Source organism: Paenibacillus sp. J5, from assembly GCF_054955055.1.
In genome coordinates this window covers 57624-75728 of record NZ_JBUEDD010000012.1, presented here as the reverse complement: position 1 = coordinate 75728, position 18105 = coordinate 57624, and the positions used below count along the sequence as shown (strand labels likewise).

Sequence of the window (18105 nt, the reverse complement as noted above, 5' to 3'; positions counted from 1 at the left end):
GACTGGCTCAGCAGAATGAGCAATAAAAAAGCTCCTGCCGCAGCAGGAGCGAATATACGATCAGATCAGGAAAGCGCAGTAACAGCAGGCTCCAACGATGACATCCCTCCCTTGCTGCAATGGCGCTGTCCTTCCGGTCAACACGCTTGCAGGAGGCGGCGATCCGCCGCGGGATGTATCTCTACCAAGCCATGGCGCTTACACGACCGGCGGCTTGTTACTCGAAAGACCCATCTGCTATTCATCTGGCTCACTCACTTAGCTCATCTCGGCTATTCTAAACACTGCTAGCTCTGCTCTGCTCGCCTGTCTTCCGCTCCCCCTTCCTCTGAAGGAGAACCCGGCAGTCAGACGCAGATGGATATGGAACACAGCCTCAAGCTTCATTCCCATATGCCCATCCAACTCATGCATAACAAATAATGATTCCACTATACAACACCACAGCTCATATCGTCAACCAAAACCGCCATACAATTAGGATTTGCCGCTAAAATCCGGTCGCAACGCCCGAGCTCTGCCCAGATAGACATGGCGAATCTCGCTCTGCTGCTTATCCGTATTAACATGAACCATGAAACGAATGCATTTCTCCAGGCTCCCCTTGACCGGAACCTCCAGCGAACACATCAGTGGAACAAGCTCCCAGCCGGCCATCTCACGAATCACCTTGGCCGGAAACGTCGCGTCCAGGTCTTGCGTCACCGTAATCCAGATGCTGCAAATGTCTGTCGGAATGATCTGGTTTTCCTTCACGATCTCCTGCAGCAGCTCGCTGGTCGCCGCCAAAATAACGCCCTCTTCATTGACTTCTACTGTTGTTGCCCCTCGAATACCCCGCACACTCACTTCAAGCTCACCCTTCCTGTTTCAACTGCTCCACTACTGCCCTGACGCTATCGGCTGACATCGCCTTGTTAATCTCGACCTTGCCGATCGCCGTCGGTATAATATAGACCATCCGGCCTTCCTTGAACTTCTTGTCATGCATCATCGCGCTCATAATCTCGTCGGTATCCAGATGCTGCGGCACCGCGACAGGCAGGCCCACACGCTGAAGAACTCGCTTCGTGATCTCGTATACCTCGGCAGGCGCGCCGAGCTCCACCCCTAGTCGTGCTGCGCCGACCATCCCGATCGCAATCGCCTCTCCGTGCTGCAGCTCATTGTAGTTCGCCACAGCCTCCAGCGCATGACCTATCGTATGCCCGAGGTTAAGAATCGCCCGCAGGTCATTCTCCCGCTCATCCTGCGAGACGACAGAGGCCTTGACGCCACAGCCCTTGTACAGGGCATAGCCGAGCGCCTCTGGGTCAAGCGCCAGCAGCTTGTCAGCATGCTCATCGATCCAATCTACAAATTCGGCATCCCAGATCAAGCCATGCTTGACCACCTCTGCCAGCCCGCTTCTCACCTCGCGTGGCGGCAGCGTCTGCAGCGTAAGTAGATCATACAGCACCATCTCCGGCTGATGGAAGGCGCCGATGATATTCTTCGCTTGCGGATGGTTGACCGCTACCTTGCCCCCTACGCTGCTGTCATGCGCGAGTATCGTCGTCGGAATCTGAATGAAGCGGGTTCCACGCATGTACGCAGCAGCGACATAGCCCGCCAGATCGCCAACTACGCCCCCGCCAAGCGCGATAACCGCCGAGTTGCGGTCAAGCCCCGCTTCGAGCGCCACTGTAATGAGCTGCTCGAATTGAGCGATCGACTTGGACGCTTCTCCTGCAGGAACGACAGCGGAGACCGTGCTGTATCCGCCCTCCGCCAGACTGGCCTCAAACTGCGGCAAAAACCGGGGGGCAACATTCGTATCCGATACGATAAGCAGCGGCGATTTCTTGCTTATGCCATGCTTGTCGAACAGGGCTGCAATATCCTTCAGCACTCCCTCTCCGATGTAAATCGGGTACGAGCGCTCTCCCAAATCAACTGTCAGTTCTCTCATATCTTAGTACCGCCCCACTTGCTCAAGGTAGTTGTTCAGGTTGGCGCGAATCTCCTCAATCGAATCGCCGCCGAATTTCTCCAGAAATGCGCGCGCAACCTCCCAGGTCACCACATGCTCCAGCACGACGCTCGCAGCCGGCACCGCACAGCTATCCGAACGCTCCACCTGCGCTGTGAACGGCTCCTTCGTATCGATATCGACACTGCGCAATGGCTTGTACAGCGTCGGGATCGGCTTCATGACCCCACGCACCACGATCTGCTCGCCGTTCGTCATGCCGCCCTCGAATCCGCCCAGACGATTCGTCGCCCGGTGATAGCCGCGCTCCGCATCATACATAATCTCGTCATGCACCTGTGAGCCTCTCAGCTTCGCTGCTTCAAAGCCTATGCCGATCTCGCATCCCTTGAACGCATTGATCGAGACAACGGCCTGAGCGATCCGTCCGTCCAGCTTGCGATCCCATTGCACGTGGCTGCCCAGTCCGACAGGGACGCCCTCGATGATGCACTCGACGATGCCGCCGATCGAGTCGCCCTCCGCCTTGATCTGGTCAATATAGGCCGTCATTCTCTCCTCGGTTTCCTTATCGACGACACGCACTGGCGATTGCTCTGTACGCTCAATCAGCTCATCGATCGGCAGGGAATGAGGCGGCGCCTCAATCTCGCCAATCCGAATGACCTGACCGGCCACCTTAATGCCGAATTCCGCCAGCAGTTGGCGGGCGATTGCTCCCACCGCCACACGGGCAGCCGTCTCGCGGGCGCTGGAGCGCTCGAGCACATTGCGCAGATCCTTGAGGTCATACTTCAAGCCGCCATTCAGATCAGCATGTCCTGGACGAGGACGATGCACACGGCGCTTCTCTTCATCGCTGCCCTCGATCGGCTCGATGTTCATCACCGATGTCCAGTGCTTCCAATCATTGTTGGCCACGACGAGCGCCACAGGAGCGCCGGTTGTTCTGCCATGGCGCACACCGCCGACAATCTGCGCCGTATCCTTCTCGATCTGCATGCGCCGACCGCGGCCATGTCCCTTCTGGCGACGCTGAAGCTGAAAGTTCAGCTCCTCAAAATCAATGCTCAGATTGCTTGGCAACCCTTCAATGATAGCTGTAAGCTGCGGCCCATGCGTCTCGCCCGCTGTCAAATAACGTAAGCTCAATTCATTTCCTCCTTCAACTGGCAACGCCCTCAATATCTTTGCTCATTATAGTATATGCTCTTGTCTGTTGACAAGGAAAAGGGGTATCCTCCCTGCGCCATCACGCCGGACGATACCCCTTATCCTCCTGTTGCTTCTATCCCCGCATAGCCCGGTCAGCAAGCGCAAGACGACGCTTGCTGTCCGCTTCGCCTGTAACAGCCTGACCGGAGGCCTCAATAATGCGCTGCACCTGCAGACTATCCAGCCCTAATATTTGCGCGCATTCCTGCAGATTAATATAGCCTCGACGGTAAGCAGCGACTACGGTTCGCTTATCCATGCTCTCCCTCCAAACATTCGCTTGGCCTTCGCCTGCGCTTAGTATTGGAGAAGCTGGAAATGAATATTCCTACGGGGTGCGGCGGTAGAAGAAGGTTTCCACTGTCTCTAGATTATACTGTGCAGGAGAGAAAATCTGCTCCGTGCTGCCGACAAACAGCAGGCCGCCTGGCCGCAAAGCTCTGGAAAAATGATGATATAATTGCTGCTTGGCATCATCTGTAAAATAAATCATCACATTGCGGCATACGATCAGGTCAAACGGCCCCTCGAAGCGGTCATGCAGCAGGTTATGCTGCTTGAAGCGAACCGCTTTTTTGAGCTTGTCAGTAACGGTATATGTATCCCCCTGGCTCGTGAAATACGACTGCAGATAGGGCTTGGGAACATCCTTGACCGAGCGGTCAGCGTATTCTCCTCTGGCCGCTTTGGCCAGTACACCTGCATCCAGATCCGTCGCCAGCAGCGAGGCCCGCTCCAAGACGCCGAGCCGGTCAAGAATCATCGCCAAGGTGTACGGCTCCTCGCCCGTCGAGCAGGCGGCGCTCCAGATTTTCAAGCTTTTGTTGTCCCTCAGCAGCTCCGGCATGAATTTTTGCTCCAGCGCGAGCCATCGGGTCGGGTTGCGCCAAAACTCTGACACATTGATCGTCATCCGATCCAGAAATTCCTCCATAAGCTTGGGCGAGGTCTGCAACGCCTCCCAATAGGCCTTGAACGTCATATAGCCATGCTTCATGCGCAGCGTCGTCAGCCTGCGCTTCATCTGAGCTTCCTTGTATTGCCCCAGATCGATCGCTGTCTTCTCTTTGATCCTCGATATAAACAGTGCAAAATCCTGATCCTCCACAGCCGCTTCCCCCTTGGATGCTAATGGCACAGCTAGCTTGCACGCTTAAATCCAGCGCTGCATCAAATGCTCGTAATCAATCAGTTCCTCTGGCTTAAAGTACAGCGCAATCTCGCGCTCCGCGCTCTCCAGGGAATCCGAGCCATGAATGAGATTGAAATTCGTATGTACAGCAAAGTCCGAGCGAATCGTTCCCGGCGCAGCCACCAGCGCATCCGTCTTGCCGATCAGCGCCCTGGCCAGTCCAATCGCCTGATCCCCTTGCCACACCATGGCAAACACAGGTCCTGACGTAATGAACTCGATAAGCTTCGGGTAGAATGGCTTGCCGACATGCTCCGCATAATGGGAGGAGGCCAATTCCTCATCCAGCTTCATAAATTTGGCAGCAACCAGTTGCAGCCCCTTCTTCTCGAAGCGACTGACGATCTCCCCAACGAGTCCGCGCTGCACGCCATCGGGCTTCACCATCAAAAAGGTTCTTTCCATGTTCGTTCCCCTGCCTTTAGTAATTTCGTTTGGCAATAAACCTTGCTATGTCAGCCAGATTTTTGCGCGCTGGTATCGGCGGCAACTGATCGAGCGCCATGATGGCCTTCGAGATATATTTCTCTGCCAGCTCCTCTGAACGGGCAATGCCGCGGCTTCCCTTGATCAGCGCGATCGCTTGGCGCGTATCGGCCTGTCCGTCCGCCTCCCGTATGCGAGCGATCTCTGCCTCCAGCGATGGCGCAAGATGCGGCTCCTGCAGCGCCAGCAGCACAGGCAGCGTTATGTTGCCCTGGCGAATATCCGAACCGGGCGGCTTGCCAATCTGCTTCTCTGTACCGCATAGATCGAGCAGGTCATCCTTAATCTGGAATGCCATGCCTACATTATAACCGAACTTGTACAATCCGAGCGCCGTTTTTCGGTCGCTATCCGCTGCTATGGCCCCTAGTTGGCAGCTAATCGCAATGAGCAGCGCTGTCTTGCGTCGAATGCGCAGCAAATAGTTGCGAACCGTCTGCTTCGTATTGAAGAAATCACGGATCTGTTCCATCTCGCCCACACACATCTCCACCATTGCCTTGGAGAGCATCTGATGGAGCTGCTGATGATGCAGATCAGTCACGATTAACAGCGCCTTGGCATGAATGTAGTCCCCGGTGTACATCGCAATCCGGTTGTCCCATTTCGACTTGACCGTGAGCTGTCCTCTTCGCGTCTTGGCATTGTCAATGACATCATCATGAACCAGCGATGCCATATGGATCAGCTCCAGCGCTACGGCCACCTTTTTGAGACGATCCAGATCGTACTCCCCGAACTTGCCCGCCAGCAGCACGAGCACCGGACGAATTCGCTTGCCCCCGGCCTTGAGCAGATGGAGCGAGGTTTCGCTAAGCAATGCATGGTCAGAAGTCATGCTATTCTCCAGCTCGTCCTCGATCACATTTAAATCATGCTTCATTTTTGCATACAAATCCAGTAGTTTCATTCGTTCACCTGTACAGCAGATATAGTGGGCCAATATTCCATCTTCACCTTGCGCTTCAGCAGCCCCAGCTCATAGGCATAATCATAATACAGTTGCAGACCCGCCTGCTCCCTGGGGCCAAAATCAAATTTCAGCTCGGTAAAATATCGGTGCCAGTACTCCGCTGTCCCTCCAATTAGGGTACGTGCCTTGCTCACAAGAGGCTCCAGCTCCTGCAGACTGCGGCGCTTGCTGTCTTGCATCGCTCTGTAGATTCTTTCAATTACATGCGCTGCGGATGGTGCAAGCTCCCGGCGCACAGCGACGAGCGCGAAGGTCATGCCATGACCTGTCCAGTTGCGCCACAGCTCGCCCAGATCAAGCACCGTTCCTCCGCGCTGCTGCCAGGAAGCCCTGATCGCCGGATCGCCTATGAGAAGCGCAGCATCTGCCTTGGCTAGCATCGCATCCAGATTGGGCGGCTGAGCCACATATGTCGGTGCGCCGCCGAACCTTTGCTCCATCAATATCCTTAGCAAATTCACGGATGTCGCCGACGTATTGGTAACGGCTATCGTTCCACATAGCACCTCATCCAGCGGCTTGTTCAAAAATAACAATATCGAATTAACGCGGCTTGGGCTGCTGACCGACAGATCCGGCAGAATGTAATAACGGTCGGCATTCTCAGCGTAGGAAAAAGACGAGATCGCCGACATGTCGATGTCACCCGTCTGCAACGCACGATTCAGCCCGCTCGGAACGTCACGGACGATCTCCAGACCATCCGCCGTCTCCTCGCTGATGTAATGGAAGAGCGGCCAGGCATTCGCGTAATCGATGCGACCCAGACGAAAGGGACGGTTATCCTTCATCGCTAGGTTCCCCCCATCTTCTATACAGCTCATGCTCCAGCCTCATGCTATCCATGACCTTGCCAACGACGAAGCGGACGATGTCGTCCAGTGAAGCCGGATGATTATAAAATGCAGGCATGGCCGGCAAAATAACTATGCCGAGCTGAGCCAGCTTCAGCATGTTCTCCAGATGAATGGCATGCAGCGGTGTTTCTCTCGGCACCAGGATGAGGCGGCGTCCCTCCTTGAGCGCCACGTCCGCAGCGCGGGTCAGCAGATTGCGCGAAGCGCCTGTCGCGATCGAGGACAATGAACCCATCGAGCACGGGATGACCACCATCCCCTCCATCCGGTAAGAGCCGCTCGCGATGCTGGCCCCAATGTCGGCATTCGGGTGAAACACGAGCCGCCCTTCGGCCAGCTCCTGACCGAATCGTGACTGCAGCGCCTGCTGGCGATGAGCAGTCTCCCATCCCAGCTCCTCCTTGAGCACACGCCAGCCTGCTTCACTGATGACCAGATGCACCTCAATGTTGCGTGCAAGCAGCTCCTGAACCAGCGTCACGCCATAGATGGCGCCACTGGCTCCCGTAATGCCTACCGCCCATCTTCTCCTTGCTGCTACGCTTACCATTTGCGCAGCACCACCAGGTCGAATAAGGTAAATACAAATATCACCATACTGAGCACGCCATTCATCGTAAAGAATGCCATATTCAGCTTGCTCAGATCATATGGCTTGACCAGTGTGTGCTCATAGAACAGGATCGCCACGGCAATCAATGTTCCGACCAGATAGCCCCAGCTCAGATCGGTCACAGCAAACAGCACGATGAAGCCTACAGCCGTCACGAGATGGAAAATGCGGGCGATCCACAGCGCTGTAGCCACTCCAAAGCGGGAAGGAATCGAGTACAGCTTCTCCTCACGGTCAAAGTCGGCGTCCTGACAAGCGTAGATAATGTCAAAGCCTGCCGTCCATAGCGCGACCGACAGATAGAGCAGCAATGCTGTGGCGTCGATCCGGCCGGTAATTGCTACCCAGCCGCCTAGTGGAGCCAGGCCGATGGTCAGGCCAAGCACAACATGGCAGAGCCAGGTGAAGCGCTTCGTATAGGAGTAGATAACGAGCATAAAGACCGCTACGGGAAGCAGCTTCACCGACAGCGGGTCGAGACGGAACGCAGCAACGAACAGCAGCACAAATGAAATAGCGATAAATACCAGTACTTCACCGGCCTTCAACAGTCCAGCAGGCAGCGCGCGATTAGCCGTGCGCGGGTTGCGCAGGTCAATGGCCTGATCAATGAGCCGATTCAGGCCCATAGCGGCACTGCGTGCTCCGATCATCGCAAGGATGATCCAACCGATCTCAGACCAGAGCGGCAGACGCTGCTCCAAAACAACAGCGCCAAGAATGGCGCCGACAAAAGCAAAGGGCAAAGCAAAAATACTATGCTCAAATTTGATCATTTCAAGAAAAATGCCAATTTTGCGAATCATGGTCTATCCGATCCTTTCGTACCGATATGCAGCGCAGCGATGCCAAAGGTCAACGGATAGACACTCACCTGCTTCAGTCCAACCTCACGATAAATTTCGGCGAGCTGATTCATATCCGGGAAATGAACAAGGGAGTCCGGCAGCCATTTATACTGCTCATAGCGCTTGGCAAACAGCTTGCCCAGCATCGGCAGGACCTTCCGGAAATAAAAGTAGTAGATCGATTTGAACGGCTGCCAGGTCGGCTTGGACAACTCCAGGCAGACCACCTTGCCGCCTGGCTTGACCACACGCTGCATCTCGCGCAGCACCTGCTTCAGATCAGGCACGTTGCGCAGCGCGAAGCCGATCGTAGCATAATCAAATTGATTGTCCTCGTAGGGCAGCGCCATCGCGTTGCCTTGGACGAGCGTGATCTGTTGATTCAGACCTATCTCATTCACCTTGCGCTGACCGAATTCCAGCATATTGGCGCTAAAATCAAGACCGATCATCGCTCCTGTGCGGCTCTCCTGAGCCATCGCGATCGTCCAATCACATGTCCCGCAGCACAGGTCGATCGCCGTGGCACCTTCTTGCACTGCCATCTTCTTCATCGTAAACTTCCGCCATGCCTTATGTCTGCGGAAGCTTAACAGGTTATTCATCATGTCGTACTTGGGAGCAATATTTTCGAAAACGGAATGTACGAACTGCTCCTTGGACTTGGAGTCCATGCTGTCACCTCATCTCGTTAAATGCCGGAGCAGTGGCCAATGGTTGAAGAAAGGAATCTCCGATTCGCTGCAATTCCTGAACGAGCTTGTTCGAATCCAGCCGTTTGGCAAGCGACTGCGCATGCTCCACGGCCTGCGCAAGCTGAAAGCTCAATTGGCTGCGAATATGATACTTTGCCAGCAATTCTCTAACCATCCATTCTTCCTCGGCATTATCCTGCAGCCGACGCTTCTCTTCTTCGGTTCCTTCTCCGAGCACATGCCAATATGCCCAGCTTCCCTTAAATCTCCCGGCCACTTCGATCCGTTCCAACTCGTCCGCCATGACTTCACAGCGGGTAAAGCCGTACATAATTTCAGGCCACTGTCCGCGATTGCCTTCCTCCAGCATGCCGGCAAACACCTCGAACAGCTCTGTCTTCAGCTTAATGCAGGTGCGAAGATAATCCTCCGCCGTCAATCGCAACTGCTTCATCCGCATGTACAGGCTCATCTTCATCCGGTTCACTTCGCAGATGGCGCCGCTCAGCTTCTTGATGACATCAATCTGCCCCTCTTGGGACAGCAGATGGTAGAAGCGGCTGCTGAAGTAATCTCCTGCCAGCACCTTAAGCTGCCTGGAGCGCATCGCTTGCTCGGGCTTGTCTTCCGTATCGGTATCAATTAAATCATGGGTATCCAGGCCTAATTGAACAAGCGAGACCGCGAGCGCATACAGCTCGCCATGTCGCCCTGCCTCACGTTCATCAGACAGGAAGGCATAGAGCAGGCGAACGCGGTAATCCGGGAAGGCCGGCAATTCTGTGTAGTTCCGAATCATATCATAGTTGGTATATTTGCTAGCCATTTCTGGTATGCGATAAGTTTCCATGGGACAAGCCTCCGAACAGCGCAGTCAAGCATACTGAGCCCGATATCTAAATTATTATAGCACAACTTGTAAAGTCAAGCATATGTTCTGACCAAAGTGAACGCCCGCGGCACGGCTGCAAAAGCCGACTCCAGCAATAAAGTGAACTCAACGTGTACTGGCGCCGAAGCGCTCCCGCCATAGCGGTGTGTAGACGAGCCTGAGTCTTTCTTGCCAATGAGGCAGCAGCAGATCATCTGCAGTAGGAGCAGATACCCAGCTCGCCACCTGCGGGTCGGTGCGCCTCACATCCGATGCCAGCAGCAGCGCCCAGCGAATCTCCTGCTGTGCATCGTCTGCCGCAGCGATGCCCGCTTCCTTCTGCCGCTCCAGCACCCGAACGAGCAGCCGTTCTACATTGTCCAGATGCACGAAGCTCACTCGAAGCAGCTCCAGCAGATCCTGATTCAAGCTTCTCGCCGTCGCATCCTTGGCAGCCGCCAGATCGATCGACAGCACACCGCTGCTCCACCGCACACGCTTGATGTGCTGGCTAAGCTCCAGACCCCCCAGCACATCGACTACATTGCTCGAGGCGAGCAGGCGGGGCTGTTCCTGGCGGAACACCGCTAGCGGCTGATGCTGCTTGCCAGCAACGTGGCCCGCTATCGGCAGCAGGCCGAGCAGAAGCGAAGCTGCTGCCGCTAGCCCTGCGCCAAGAGCAATTCGCTTCCAGGCACTCCTCATCCGTTTCCCTCCAGTATAGGTTAAATGACCGTGATATAATCATGCTCCTATACTGTATTGTACAAAAAAAATGAGCAGGCTATGCCTGCTCAATCGTCTGATTCAACGGTTCCGTATTTGGTTAGAACCGTAGCCTTGCCCCGAATCTTGATTGCGGAAGTGTGGTCCGTAAATTGAGCAATAAGTATTTCACCGCGATCCAGCTTTTCAGTGTGGTGGAACTTGGTGTTCTGTCCCCTCGTTAAGCCGATGACATGCACACCCTGCTCATGAGCCTTGATTACAATATATTCACCATTAGTCGGCTCCATCTCCACGCCTCCTTCATTCAACCCGTTCATCAGCCCATCATAGGGCTGTCCATCAAGCAAAACTGCTTCCCCGAACACATGCGCCCATCAGGAAAGCAGTCGATTCAATACTATGTATGGTCGGAGTAACAGGATTTGAACCTGCGACCTCACCCACCCCAAGGGTGCGCGCTACCAGGCTGCGCCATACCCCGATGTACCCTATACTGCCCTATGTATTCCATTCGTTTAACGTGGGGTTTCCCGCTAAGTTACACGGTTTTTCCAGTTTGCTGCTCGGTATGTCTCGTATTATAACACGAGGCGTGCACCCGTGCAATATCTAGGCGGCGACCCTTGTCCACCACAACAAAAAACGCCCGAAGCCAAGTTCGGACGTTAGTGTTCACTAGTTGGATACGATGTCCTTCAGCGACTTGCCTGGTCTGAATGCAGGCATTTTGCTGGCAGCAATCTCGATTTCTTCGCCGGTTTGCGGATTGCGGCCCTTGCGTGCAGCGCGCTCGCGAACTTCGAAGTTTCCAAAGCCAACCAATTGAACTTTGTCGCCGTTTTGCAGCGCTTCAGAGATTGCATCAAACACAGCATCAACCGCTTTGGTCGCGTCCTTTTTGGACAGCTCTGCAGACTCGGCTACTTTAGAGATCAGATCGGTTTTGTTCATAACATTCACCTCCCTTGACGGTGTCCATTGCCTTATTATCATTCTGTTTTACCCAAACGCCTGAAATTATACCTCAGAGCGAACAAATTTATAGTAATACAGCCGAATATGAATTTCAAGTAGATTAATTTTTTTAAATGAAGATGCCCATGCTTTTACTGCCGTTTGCGACTCAGATGGACGTAGGTAACCGCCAAGGCGAGCACCAGAACAGAGCCCTTGATAATATCATTGACATAGTATTGGAATTTCATCATCGTCATTCCGTTTACGAGAACGCCAATAAGCACCGCGCCGAAAAAGGTACCGATCACATTGGGCTTGGCCGCGCCAAACACCGAATAACCGACAAATACCGCCGCTACCGCTTCCATCAGATACGGAGCGCCCGCATCGATCTGACCGGTTCCAATCCGCGATGCCAGCAATATACCGCCAATCGCCGCGAACACCCCGGATACCACATAGGCTGCTACCCGCACACGCTTGACGCGCACGCCAGACAGTCTCGCTGCCTCCTCATTGCTCCCGATAAAGTGCATCTGTCTGCCCCAGCGGGTATACTTGAAGAAGAGGTGCACCAAAATAACGGTTAATACCATCAAGATGACCGGCACGGGGATACCGAGCCATTTGCCCTGTCCCAGCCACAGGAACGACTCCGTAAACTTGCCGGGCGCTGTAGTTCCGTCTGTCATCTGCATATTGTTATAGATGGTATACCCCTTCGAGAACGTCCGGTGCACACCGGAGATAATGTACATGACAGCCAGAGTCGCCAACAGATCGGGAATGCGCACCTTAACGATCAGGAAGGAATTAAGCAAGCCGATCAAGGCGCCGATCGCGATCGGAACCGCAATGACGATCCATAGCGGCTGGTCATACCACACCATTAGCGCCGCTGCCATAATCGTGCTGATCGATACTGTCGAGCCGACAGACAGATCGAACCCTCCTACAGTCAAGGAGAACGTCACACCGATGGCTACAAAGGTAACGATTGAGATCGAACGCAATATATCCGTCAGATTGCCATAGGTAAAAAAGTTCTCATTCCATAGCGACAGGAACACGATGACGAACCCGATTACAAGCAACGCCCCGTATTTAAATAAAAACTCCAACACCCTTGATTTCATCGTATCTCCCCTCCGCCGCTGGCATAATACAATAGCTGTTCCTGTGTCGCCTCACCGCGGGCAAATTCCTTCACAAATCTGCCATCGCACATCACGATGATCCGGTCGGCAATGCCGATCGCTTCGGCAAATTCGCAAGTGAAATAAACGATCGCTTTGCCTTGACCAGCCAATTCGCCAATGATGCGAAATATGTCTGTTTTCGCGCCGATGTCGACCCCTTTGGTTGGCTCGTCAAACAAGTAGACATCCGCATTCGTCTTCAACCATTTCCCGATCGATACCTTCTGCTGGTTGCCTCCACTAAGCATCATCGTGGGCAGATGAGGAGAGGCCGTCTTAATCCCGAGCCTGGCAATCGCATCATCTGCCAGCTCCGATTCGGAAGCTCGCTTGATGAAGCCAGCACGCGAGAGCAGACGCAGCACAGGCAAGCTGAGATTGCGCTGAACCGACTCCTCGACAAGAATGCCCTGCTTGCGCCGCTCCTCCGGCACAAGCACGATGCCCCCGCCGATGGCATCAGCCGGCTCAGTCAGCTTGACCCGACGCGCGGCGACCTCGACAGCACCGCTATCCAGCTTATCTGCTCCAAACAGCAACCGCGACAGCTCCGTCTTGCCGGCTCCGACCAGACCGACCACCGCGACGATCTCGCCGCGCCGCACATCGAGCGATACCCCGCGTACATGATGACCGCGCCGCACATCCCGCACTCGCAGCGCTACCTCGCCAATAACGGCCTCCTGCTTGATGTATTCCTCCTCCAGCGTCTTGCCCAGCATCGCCCGAATGACCTGATCCATATCCGTCTGCGACGTCTCGACGCTATACACCTTCTGTCCGTCACGCATGACCGTAATCCGGTCGCATTGCTCGAACACCTCAGGCAGACGATGCGAAATAAACACCGAGCCGATGCCTTCTGCCTTCAACTGCCCCATGACGCGGAACAACCGCTCAGCCTCCTCGAAGCTGAGCGGTGCCGTCGGCTCATCAAAGATAACAAAGCGGGCCTGCTCGGTGAGCAGCCGTGCAATCAGCACGAGCTGCTTCTCAGCGAGCGATAGCTCGTCCACGGACTTGCGTACCGGGATGTGCGCATCCAGCCGCTGCAGCACCGCCTCAGCCTGCTTGTACAGCGTTCCCCAGCGTATGAGACCCGGCCCGCCAGATGCCAACTGATCCATCATAATATTCTCCGCGACGGACAACCCCGGTACGAGCGCCGTATCTACCTCCTGATAGATGCAGTGAATACCGAGCCGCTTGGCATCCAGCGGGGACTGGACGCGCTCCGGCTTGCCATCGATGATGATCTGTCCGGAATCGGCGGTATAGGCGCCTGATAATATTTTCATCAGCGTGCTCTTCCCCGCTCCGTTCGCTCCGAGCAGCGCATGAATTTCACCGCCGCGTATATCGAAATGAACCCCTCTAAGGGCAGGAACACCGGCAAAAGATTTGCCGATGTTGTCCATTTGAAGATGGCCGATCGCTTTCATCGCCCAGCCCCCTAACTGTTTAATTTTATTGCGCTGCAACCTTCTCAAGCTCCGTCATCCACTCTGCGACGCCCTGTGTGCCGTTGCCCCACTCCTTCACATACTCGCTCAGGTTCGTGGTATTGACGACCGTCGGCGGCTGTGGCAGATCCTCACGCTTCACATACGTCGGCTCCAGCACGACCTTGTCCGCAACGGTATCGCCATGAAGCTTTTGATACAGCAGGCGAACCTGCACGCGACCGATCTCTTTCGGGTCTACTGCTGCCGATGCAACCCAAGGTGTCGCCGGGTCTTGAATGATCTGCAGGTCTTCATCACTCATATCGATGCCGTACACTTTAATCTCGTTGCGTCCGGCAGCCTGAATCGCGCGGGAGGCGCCTTTGGCGAACTCATCCCATGCAGCCCATACCGCTGTGATGTCACCTTTGTTCGGGTATTGCGTGAGCACTGCTTCCATCTGCTGCTGCGCATCCAACTGTGGGTTGCCCGCATTGCCGAATGCAGCAATTTCCTTAATCTCAGGATATTTCTCCTGGAACGCCTTGTAAGCGATCTGGCGACGCTCCATCGGCGCGAAGCCAGCTACCCATATCTTAACAATGTTGCCTTTGCCGCTAGCATCCTGAGCCAGTTGCTCCAGCGTCACCTCTGCCATCTTCTCATCCGCCTGCGCCAGCACGGTTACGCCGGGAACTGTGATGTCCGCATCGAACGAGACAACCGGAATATTTTTTTCTACGGCTCTTTTGATGCCTGGATCAAGCGCACCCGCTTCGCCATGGTCAGTCATGATAGCATCGAAGCCCTGATTAATTGCAGAGTCGAGATTAGCGACCATCTTGCCCAGATCATTCTCAGATGCGAACACTTGAACTTCGCCGCCGAATTTAGCAGCTTGCTCCTTGACACCCTCAATATATTGCGCCGAGAACGTTCCGGTATTGAATTGCATGACGAGGGCAATTTTCTTCCCCTTCAGTGAAGCCAGATCCGACGCTTGCTCTCCTGAAGCCGAGCTGTTAGCGCCAGCGGCAGGCTTGTCCGCTTCCTTAGCAGGCTGATTTGCAGATTGGCTGCCGCATGCAGAGACCACCAGCATGAACGCGGCAAGCAAGAGCAACAGTGACGATTTTCCCCATTTTTTCAAGATCGTTTCCTCCTAATTCTCTATCTCAAAATGATTTATACTCATCATATCATTTTTCCCTAGTATGTCAATCGGAATTATGTATTAAATAGCGAAATTTGTCGTCTCTTTATCCAAGCAACAAGTGCAATTATAGAAAGCCCTCCAGCAAAAATCAAGCCTTTTTTATGTCATCCTGGACTTGTTGAGCATCCGATGATGATAAGATTCGTCAGCTCTGCATGCACAAAAGCGACCGTCCCAAGTGGACGGTCGCTTTTGTGCAACTGGTAAGGGTGTGTCTTCAAACTCCGACAGGAGCGTCTACACAGGCCATATTCCGTTACAAGATGATGGCGATCAAGCCGCCCGAGCCTTCATTAATAATGCGACCGAGCGTCTCCTGCAGCTTGTAGCGCGCATTGTCCGGCATCATCGCAATCTTGCCCTGGATGCCTTCCCTGACGATGCTGTGCAGCGATCGTCCGAATATATCCGACTCCCAGATTTTGATGGGGTCATTCTCGAAGTCCTGCATCAGATACCGCATAAGCTCCTCGCTCTGCTTCTCGGTGCCGATAATCGGCGCGAACTCGGATTCTACATCGACCCGGATCATGTGGATGGAAGGCGCAGTCGCCTTCAGCCTGACGCCAAAGCGTGAGCCTTGGCGAATGAGCTCCGGCTCGTCAAGCATCATCTCAGCCAGCGACGGCGCGGCGATCCCGTAGCCTGTCGTCTTGACCATCTCCAGCGCCTCCGAGAACCGGTCATATTCCCGCTTGGCATGGGAGAACTCCTGCATCAGTTGCAGCAGATGATCCTTCCCGCGAATTTCTACACCTACAACCTCCATCAAAATCTGGTCATACAGCTCATCTGGCGCATACAGATCAATCTCGGCGACCCCTTGCCCCATATTCATGCCGCTCAGCCCTGCACGTTCGATGAAGTCATATTCCATGAACTGGGCTACTACACGATCCACATCGCGCAGCCGGCGAATGTCCTTCACAGTATCGCGAACCGAGCTCTCATAGTTGCTGCGCACCCAATGCGTCTCATTGAGCACCATCACCCAGCTTGGCAGATTGACATTGACCTCATGCACCGGAAACTCGTAGAGCACTTCACGCAGCACGGAGATAACCTCATCCTCGCCCATCGTCGCCACGCTCATCGTCATCACCGGTATGTCATACTTCTCCTGCAGCTCGCCGCGTAGCTGCTGCGCCTCCTCACTGGAGGGCCGGGTGGAGTTGACGATCAGGACGAATGGCTTGCCTACCTCCTTCAGCTCCTGAATAACCCGTTCCTCCGACTCGATATACGAGCTGCGCGGAATCTCGGCAATCGTACCATCGGTCGTCACGACGACACCGAGCGTGGAATGCTCTTGAATGACCTTGCGCGTTCCGATCTCGGCCGCTTCCTGGAATGGGATGGGCTCCTCGAACCACGGCGTTGTTATCATGCGCGGACCGTTCTCATCCTCGTAGCCTTTCGCCCCTTCGACTGCATAGCCTACACAATCGACGAGCCTGACATTGACATCCAGACCTTCCGTTACCTTAATCTGCACCGCTTGATTTGGTACAAATTTCGGCTCGGTCGTCATAATGGTTTTGCCGGCAGCGCTCTGCGGCAGCTCATCGATCGCCCTTGCGCGGTCTGATTCGCTCGCGATGTTCGGCAGCACAACCGTCTCCATAAATCGTTTAATAAAGGTTGATTTGCCTGTGCGGACCGCACCGACGACACCGAGGTAAATATCCCCGCCCGTTCGTTCGGCAATGTCCTTGAAAATGTCCACTTTCTCCACTGAGTATCCCCTCCCAATCAAATTTCCGAGTACAAGGTGGTACATCTCCTGCTGCAACACTGGCTTATTCCTCCTACCGCCAGGGTTCGCCGCCATCCACCGGACGAAAGAGCGGGTATGCGACGCAACTCGTACAAACATTTGGACTAGTATAATCATATTGCCAGCACGGCCTGTTTATGACCATTTTCCGCTGAATTGTTTGTGCCGCCCGCGCTACGTCCTTCCAAGAAATGATATATGAGAGGAGTTGGAACTCTATGACAACAAAAGAGCAGCGCCGCCTCCTCCCTTGAGAATGCGTCACTGCTCATGTATCACGTCTCTGGTGTACCCGCCAAATGCACCGTTATCACTGCGTGGCTGCTCCGTTCTTCTCCGCTACCGCCTGCGGGTCACCGTCTATCCAATGATAGGCAGTAGACTTGACAGGCACGAGCTCGCTGGAGGCCACGAGCAGCTCACGAAGATCATCGCCCGCCTGGGGCTCGGCCTGAGTACGCTGTACCGCCTGCATAATATCGATGCCATAATCAACAAATACAGTCCCTGACTCATCGATAATCGCAGGCAGCGTCAAGCCGGAATAGATGCTCTGGATGACAGGCTCCTTCTGTCCCAGCTTGCCATAGTCAATATAATAGAAGCCAGGATATGCCTGTGAGCCTAGCGGTAGCGAGCCTTGTTCACGCTTATAGCTATCAACCCAGCCTTGGATCTGGTTCGCCGCCTGATAGACAACAAGATCCATCAGCTTGACGGTTGGCTCACTCTCCTCGTTCTGTATGAGAAAGTAATATTTGCCCCCCTTCTCAAAGGACACAGCGGGTAAATCGCTAATATATTGCATGTTTTGCAGCTTGGCCAAATCAATCACAAATTTCTCGTACCGCGGCGTTTCCGGCGTGCTGTTCTTGAGCGGCAGGACACCCGTAGCCTGCTGGAACTCCTCAATGACCGCCTGCATATTGCGAACAGCTTCGCGCGTGGATGCTTTATTTTGCGCCAAATTCTCCTTAGGGTACAAACAGCCGCTCAGCAACACTGCGGACACCGCAGCGAGAACCAGCAATGCCGGTATTCTTCTTCGAATTTCATTCAT

At 54.4% G+C, this 18105-nt stretch carries 20 protein-coding genes and 1 tRNA gene; all 21 read right to left on the bottom strand.

The genetic code is table 11. The annotated features are described in order from the left end of the window. Positions 1–477: 477 nt before the first annotated feature. Positions 478–849, bottom strand: coding sequence for a chorismate mutase (aroH, locus tag ACY1JZ_RS20755; protein WP_462630782.1), 372 nt, complete (start codon positions 847–849; stop codon positions 478–480). A 7-nt stretch (positions 850–856) separates the two neighbouring features. Continuing rightward, entirely contained in the window at positions 857–1951 is a 1095-nt protein-coding gene (gene aroB, locus ACY1JZ_RS20750; RefSeq protein WP_462630781.1) for a 3-dehydroquinate synthase, read from the bottom strand. A 3-nt stretch (positions 1952–1954) separates the two neighbouring features. Beyond that, the gene (gene aroC / locus ACY1JZ_RS20745; RefSeq protein ID WP_270171571.1) at positions 1955–3124 is read right to left on the bottom strand and encodes a chorismate synthase; all 1170 of its coding nucleotides are present in this window, start codon (positions 3122–3124) and stop codon (positions 1955–1957) included. A 136-nt stretch (positions 3125–3260) separates the two neighbouring features. Next, a complete protein-coding gene (locus ACY1JZ_RS20740) occupies positions 3261–3446 on the bottom strand; it encodes a hypothetical protein (RefSeq protein ID WP_270171573.1) in 186 nt (61 codons plus the stop codon). A 69-nt stretch (positions 3447–3515) separates the two neighbouring features. Then, entirely contained in the window at positions 3516–4295 is a 780-nt protein-coding gene (locus tag ACY1JZ_RS20735) for a CheR family methyltransferase (protein ID WP_270171575.1), read from the bottom strand. 45 nt (positions 4296–4340) lie between these two features. Further along, positions 4341–4784: a nucleoside-diphosphate kinase gene (ndk, locus tag ACY1JZ_RS20730; protein WP_270171577.1), complete on the bottom strand. Its 444-nt coding sequence runs from the start codon at positions 4782–4784 to the stop codon at positions 4341–4343. 16 nt (positions 4785–4800) lie between these two features. Further along, positions 4801–5775 carry a polyprenyl synthetase family protein gene (locus tag ACY1JZ_RS20725; RefSeq protein WP_270171579.1) on the bottom strand — a complete coding sequence of 325 codons (975 nt, stop codon included), beginning with the start codon at positions 5773–5775 and terminating at the stop codon, positions 4801–4803. After that, positions 5772–6629 (bottom strand): menaquinone biosynthesis protein, encoded by an 858-nt coding sequence (locus tag ACY1JZ_RS20720; RefSeq protein WP_462630780.1) that lies wholly within the window; start codon positions 6627–6629, stop codon positions 5772–5774. The genes ACY1JZ_RS20725 and ACY1JZ_RS20720 overlap by 4 nt, the downstream gene beginning before the upstream one ends. Next, a complete protein-coding gene (locus tag ACY1JZ_RS20715) occupies positions 6619–7245 on the bottom strand; it encodes a UbiX family flavin prenyltransferase (protein WP_462630779.1) in 627 nt (208 codons plus the stop codon). The genes ACY1JZ_RS20720 and ACY1JZ_RS20715 overlap by 11 nt, the downstream gene beginning before the upstream one ends. Then, positions 7239–8114, bottom strand: a complete 876-nt coding sequence (locus ACY1JZ_RS20710; RefSeq protein WP_270171585.1) for a UbiA-like polyprenyltransferase — start codon at positions 8112–8114, stop codon at positions 7239–7241. Before ACY1JZ_RS20710 ends, ACY1JZ_RS20715 begins: the two co-directional genes overlap by 7 nt. Beyond that, positions 8111–8830: a demethylmenaquinone methyltransferase gene (locus tag ACY1JZ_RS20705; protein ID WP_462630778.1), complete on the bottom strand. Its 720-nt coding sequence runs from the start codon at positions 8828–8830 to the stop codon at positions 8111–8113. The genes ACY1JZ_RS20710 and ACY1JZ_RS20705 overlap by 4 nt, the downstream gene beginning before the upstream one ends. A 4-nt stretch (positions 8831–8834) precedes the next feature. Further along, positions 8835–9701 (bottom strand): heptaprenyl diphosphate synthase component 1, encoded by an 867-nt coding sequence (locus ACY1JZ_RS20700; protein WP_462630777.1) that lies wholly within the window; start codon positions 9699–9701, stop codon positions 8835–8837. Positions 9702–9848: 147 nt separating this feature from the next. Then, the gene (locus ACY1JZ_RS20695; protein WP_462630776.1) at positions 9849–10427 is read right to left on the bottom strand and encodes a hypothetical protein; all 579 of its coding nucleotides are present in this window, start codon (positions 10425–10427) and stop codon (positions 9849–9851) included. Positions 10428–10516: 89 nt separating this feature from the next. Then, positions 10517–10738: a trp RNA-binding attenuation protein MtrB gene (gene mtrB / locus ACY1JZ_RS20690; RefSeq protein WP_270171590.1), complete on the bottom strand. Its 222-nt coding sequence runs from the start codon at positions 10736–10738 to the stop codon at positions 10517–10519. Positions 10739–10855: 117 nt separating this feature from the next. Further along, positions 10856–10932: transfer RNA gene (locus tag ACY1JZ_RS20685), tRNA-Pro, on the bottom strand. Between the two features lie 194 nt (positions 10933–11126). Then, complete coding sequence (gene hbs, locus ACY1JZ_RS20680; RefSeq protein WP_462630775.1) at positions 11127–11402, bottom strand: non-specific DNA-binding protein Hbs; 276 nt, start codon at positions 11400–11402, stop codon at positions 11127–11129. Positions 11403–11557: 155 nt separating this feature from the next. Next, a complete protein-coding gene (locus ACY1JZ_RS20675) occupies positions 11558–12544 on the bottom strand; it encodes an ABC transporter permease (protein WP_462630774.1) in 987 nt (328 codons plus the stop codon). Continuing rightward, positions 12541–14049 carry a sugar ABC transporter ATP-binding protein gene (locus tag ACY1JZ_RS20670; protein WP_462630773.1) on the bottom strand — a complete coding sequence of 503 codons (1509 nt, stop codon included), beginning with the start codon at positions 14047–14049 and terminating at the stop codon, positions 12541–12543. The genes ACY1JZ_RS20675 and ACY1JZ_RS20670 overlap by 4 nt, the downstream gene beginning before the upstream one ends. A gap of 25 nt (positions 14050–14074) precedes the next feature. Further along, positions 14075–15202 carry a sugar ABC transporter substrate-binding protein gene (locus ACY1JZ_RS20665; protein WP_462630772.1) on the bottom strand — a complete coding sequence of 376 codons (1128 nt, stop codon included), beginning with the start codon at positions 15200–15202 and terminating at the stop codon, positions 14075–14077. A 322-nt stretch (positions 15203–15524) separates the two neighbouring features. Next, positions 15525–17003 carry a stage IV sporulation protein A gene (spoIVA, locus tag ACY1JZ_RS20660; protein ID WP_270171599.1) on the bottom strand — a complete coding sequence of 493 codons (1479 nt, stop codon included), beginning with the start codon at positions 17001–17003 and terminating at the stop codon, positions 15525–15527. Positions 17004–17355: 352 nt separating this feature from the next. Beyond that, positions 17356–18105, bottom strand: a complete 750-nt coding sequence (locus ACY1JZ_RS20655) for a YphF family lipoprotein (protein ID WP_462630771.1) — start codon at positions 18103–18105, stop codon at positions 17356–17358.